The organism is Sporichthya sp. (assembly GCF_013815995.1).
Taxonomy (GTDB): domain Bacteria; phylum Actinomycetota; class Actinomycetes; order Sporichthyales; family Sporichthyaceae; genus Sporichthya.
This window is the reverse complement of the sequence record NZ_JACDFE010000301.1, coordinates 1-4,182: the sequence shown is the minus strand read 5'-3', so window position 1 is coordinate 4,182 and position 4,182 is coordinate 1. Positions and strand designations below refer to the sequence as shown.

The following is a 4,182-nucleotide window of genomic DNA, read 5'->3' as shown; positions in this document are numbered from 1 at the left end:
GGTCGGCGCGGTGGCCGAGGGCGGCCTGCTCGGCGCCTACGCCTACCTGCGCTATCGGACCAACGGCTCCGCGCCGCCGGCCGCGGTCAGCGCGCTCACCCTCAGCACGCCGCTGGCGGCCGACCGCGCCGCGAAGGCCGCCGCCACCCGGGCCGACGTGCTCGCCGACGCGGTCTGCTTCGCCCGCGACCTGATCAACACCCCACCCTCGGACCTGTTCCCCGCCGGCCTGGCGGCGGCCGCGGAGACCTACGGCAAGAAGGCCGGCCTGACCGCCGAGATCATGGACGAGCGCGCCCTGAAGAAGGGCGGCTACGGCGGCATCCTCGCCGTCGGGCAGGGCTCGGAAAACAAGCCGCGCCTGGTGAAGCTGGCCTACACCCACCCCAAGGCGACCAAGACCATCGCGCTGGTCGGCAAGGGCATCACCTTCGACTCCGGCGGCCTCTCCCTCAAGCCGGCCGACGGCATGATCACGATGAAGTGCGACATGAGCGGCGCGGCCGCGGTGGTCGCCGCCGTCTGCGCGATCGCGCGACTGAAGCTCCCGGTGAACGTCACCGCCTGGGCCCCGACCGCGGAGAACATGCCCTCGGGCACCGCGCAGCGTCCCTCGGACGTGCTGAAGATGTACTCGGGCAAGACCGTCGAGGTGCTCAACACCGACGCCGAGGGCCGGCTGATCCTGGCCGACGCCCTGGCCCGCGCCTGCGAGGACTCCCCCGACCTACTCATCGACGCCGCCACCCTGACCGGCGCCGCGATGGTCGCCCTCGGCCACCGGACCTCGGCCGTGATGAGCAACGACGACGACTTCCGCACCCAGCTGCACGAGGTCGGCGAGCGCACCGGCGAGCGGATGTGGCCGATGCCGATGCCGGAGGAACTGCGCGGCTCGCTGAAGTCCTCGGTCGCCGACATCGCCAACATCGGCGAGCGCTGGGGCGGCGCGCTCTCGGCCGCGATCTTCCTGCGCGAGTTCGTCACCGACGGCATCACCTGGGCCCACCTGGACATCGCCGGCCCGGCCTTCAACGAGGGCGAGCCCTACGGCTACACCCCGAAGGGCGGCACCGGCGTCGCCGTTCGCACGCTGGTCTCCCTGGCCGAGGACGTCGCGGCGCAATAGGTTTCGCCCTTGTGGGCGACCTCTACATCGACGCCGCGGTGCTCGGGCAGATGCGGCGCAGCCTGCTGCGGATCCGCGAGTTACTCGAGCGACCCGGCCGGCGACGGTGCCCGAGGGCACTAGCTCCCTCGGCGCTCAGGTGCCGATGCACTCCGCGCCGGCCGCCAGGCAGTCGAGAACCTTGCCGCCGGCGGCCTTCCACTTGGTCTGGTCCACCGGCGTCAGCGCCCGGGCGATCTTGAGCGTGGTCTCGAGGTCGGCGCCGGAGACGACCAATTCGAGGGTGTAGTTCCGGGCGAGCGCGATCAGCACGATCACGTTGCCGCCCCGCTGGTCCAGCCAGCTCGCCGCCCGGCCGTTGATCTCGCCAGTCTTCAGCTTGCCCGCACCGTCCTTACGCAGGACCGTGGACTGGCCGGACAAGCCGCGCAGGTGCCCGTTCAGTTGCACGCTCTGGTCCGTGGCGGGTTGGTCGTAGGTGGCGTACCAGTCCAGGGACTTGTCCAGCTGCTGATACTGCGGACGGCTCTTGCCGATCGGCCGGACGGCCTCACCCAGCTGCCAGCCCGCGAGCTTGAGCAGGACGTACAGGCTGTCGCCGGGCACGACCTTGGTATCCGCGGCACCGGCCGCCGCTCCACCGGCCGCGCCCGGAGTGGTGGTGGTCGGGTCGACCCCGGGCACGCCGTCGACCGGCGCGCCGGAGGTGCCCGCGGCCGGATCGTCGATGTCGTTGTCGCCGCCCGAGCACGCCCCGAGCAGGCCGCCGGTCAGCACCAGCGCGGCGGCCGCGCTCGCCGCTCGAAGACGAAGGCGGGTCACTTCTCGCCGCGCTTCTCGGCCGCGCGCTTCGTGTCATAGTCGCGCTTGCGCTGGGGGTAGCCGGTGAGCGCGACGTCGTAGACCGGGATGTTGAGCTTGCCGCACAGGGAGCGCGCGTGGTCGTGGCTCGGCACCCGGCGCCGGGTCCACTCCCCGTCGTGGGCGATCAACATGACCGTCGGCTCAGTGACCGTCGTCTGCGGCTCCAGGAAGGCCTCGACCCCGACCCGGGTCTCCGCCCAGTCGCGCAGGTGGTCGCGGTCAACAAGGTCGGCCCGCCGGGGCGTGCCCGCCTTCTGACGCTTGGAGAACAGTCCCATCCGAGGGGCCCTTCCGTTGTCTTCGCCCAGTATCCCGCCGCTGTCCCACCGATCAGGGGACCCGACGTGACCAAAGCCGCTCGCCCGCCTGGTCGGGGCGGGAAACACAGGTGAAAGGATGGCCGTTGCTCATCTGCAGACACCAGCAAGGGGGTTCCCGTGGCGGAGCAGGCAAGCACCGAGTTCGACGTCCTCATCCTCGGTGGCGGCAGCGGCGGTTACGCCTGTGCGCTGCGTGCGGCCCAGTTAGGGCTGACCGTTGCCCTTGTCGAAAAGGACAAGCTCGGCGGCACGTGTCTGCACCAGGGCTGCATCCCCACCAAGGCGCTGCTGCATGCCGCCGAGGTCGCCGACCTGGCCCGCGAGGGTGAGCAGTTCGGCGTACGGAGCACGTTCGAGGGCATCGACATGGCCGGGGTCAACGCCTACAAGGACGGTGTGGTCAGCAAGCTCTACAAGGGCCTGCAAGGCCTGGTGAAGAGCCGCAAGATCACCTTCATCGAGGGCGAGGGCCGGCTGTCCTCCGCCACCACCGTGGACGCGGCCGGCGTCCGGTACTCCGGCAAGCACATCGTGCTCGCCACCGGCTCGGTGCCGCGCTCCCTGCCCGGGCTGGAGATCGACGGCGCCCGGGTGATCACCTCCGACCACGCGCTGCGTCTGGACCGGGTCCCCGCCTCCGCGATCATCCTCGGCGGCGGCGTGATCGGCGTGGAGTTCGCCAGCGTCTGGAAGTCCTTCGGCTCCGAGGTGACCATCGTCGAGGCCCTTCCCCACCTGGTGCCGCTGGAGGACGAGGCCACCTCCAAGCTGCTGGAGCGCGCCTTCCGCAAGCGCGGGATCGCCTTCGAGCTCGGCGCCCGCTTCACCGGCGTCGAGACCACCGAGAAGGGCGTGCGGGTCTCCACCGAGAACGACAAGCAGATCGAGGCCGAGGTCCTGCTGGTCGCGATCGGCCGCGGACCGGTCTCGGCGAACCTCGGTTACGAGGAGGTCGGCGTCGAGATGGAGCGGGGCTTCGTCAAGGTCGACGCCCTGTGCCAGACGAACGTGCCGACGATCTCCGCGGTCGGCGACCTGATCCCGACTCTGCAGCTTGCGCACGTCGGCTTCGCCGAGGGCATCCTCGTCGCCGAGCGGATCGCCGGGCTCGACGTCGTGCCGATCGACTACGACGGAGTCCCGCGGGTCACCTACTCCGAGCCCGAGGTCGCCTCGGTGGGGATTACCGAAGCCACCGCCAAGGAGCGCTACGGGGCAGACGCGGTCGAGACCCTCACCTACGACCTGGCCGGCAACGGCAAGAGCCAGATCCTCAAGACGGCCGGCGCGATCAAGCTGGTCCGGCAGTCCGGCGGCCCCGTGGTCGGCGTGCACATCGTCGGCTCGCGGGCCGGCGAGCTCGTCTCCGAGGCCCAGCTGATCTACAACTGGGAGGCCCTGCCCAGCGAGGTCGCCCAGCTGATCCACGCGCACCCCACTCAGGGCGAGGCTCTCGGCGAGGCGCACCTCGCGCTCGCCGGCAAGGCCCTGCACGCGCACGGCTGACACTGCGTCAGTTTCAGTCAGAACTCTTAGCCACCCGCATTCCGCCCTCGCGAGGAGAACCTCAATGCCAGTCTCGGTCACCCTGCCGGCGCTCGGTGAGAGCGTCACCGAGGGCACCGTCACCCGGTGGCTGAAGAAGGAGGGCGACACCGTCGCCGCGGACGAGCCGTTGCTGGAGATCTCCACCGACAAGGTGGACACCGAGATCCCCGCGCCCTCGGCCGGGGTGCTGATCAAGATCACCGTCCAGGAGGACGAGACCGTCGCGGTCGGCGCTGAACTCGCGGTGATCGGCGACCCGGGCGAGGCTGCCCCGGCCGCCGCCCCGGCGGCGCAGGCACCCCCGGCGGAGCAGGCCGCGCC

At 71.0% G+C, this 4,182-nt stretch carries 5 protein-coding genes; 3 read left to right on the top strand and 2 right to left on the bottom strand.

The features are described 5' to 3' along the window. The coding region (locus tag H0X00_RS22055; protein ID WP_293774885.1) for a leucyl aminopeptidase at positions 1-1,129 on the top strand (1,129 nt) is incomplete at its 5' end. Positions 1,130-1,264: 135 nt separating this feature from the next. Here the strand turns inward: H0X00_RS22055 and H0X00_RS22050 are convergent. Further along, positions 1,265-1,951: a hypothetical protein gene (locus tag H0X00_RS22050; protein ID WP_293774884.1), complete on the bottom strand. Its 687-nt coding sequence runs from the start codon at positions 1,949-1,951 to the stop codon at positions 1,265-1,267. Beyond that, the gene (locus tag H0X00_RS22045; RefSeq protein ID WP_293774881.1) at positions 1,948-2,271 is read right to left on the bottom strand and encodes a hypothetical protein; all 324 of its coding nucleotides are present in this window, start codon (positions 2,269-2,271) and stop codon (positions 1,948-1,950) included. Before H0X00_RS22045 ends, H0X00_RS22050 begins: the two co-directional genes overlap by 4 nt. A 159-nt stretch (positions 2,272-2,430) precedes the next feature. On the opposite strand from H0X00_RS22045, the gene lpdA reads away from it, so the two are divergent. Both lpdA and H0X00_RS22035 read left to right on the top strand, forming a co-directional pair. Continuing rightward, positions 2,431-3,819 carry a dihydrolipoyl dehydrogenase gene (gene lpdA / locus H0X00_RS22040; RefSeq protein ID WP_293774879.1) on the top strand — a complete coding sequence of 463 codons (1,389 nt, stop codon included), beginning with the start codon at positions 2,431-2,433 and terminating at the stop codon, positions 3,817-3,819. A gap of 64 nt (positions 3,820-3,883) precedes the next feature. After that, on the top strand, positions 3,884-4,182 hold a 299-nt coding region (locus tag H0X00_RS22035), incomplete at its 3' end, for a biotin/lipoyl-containing protein (RefSeq protein WP_293774878.1).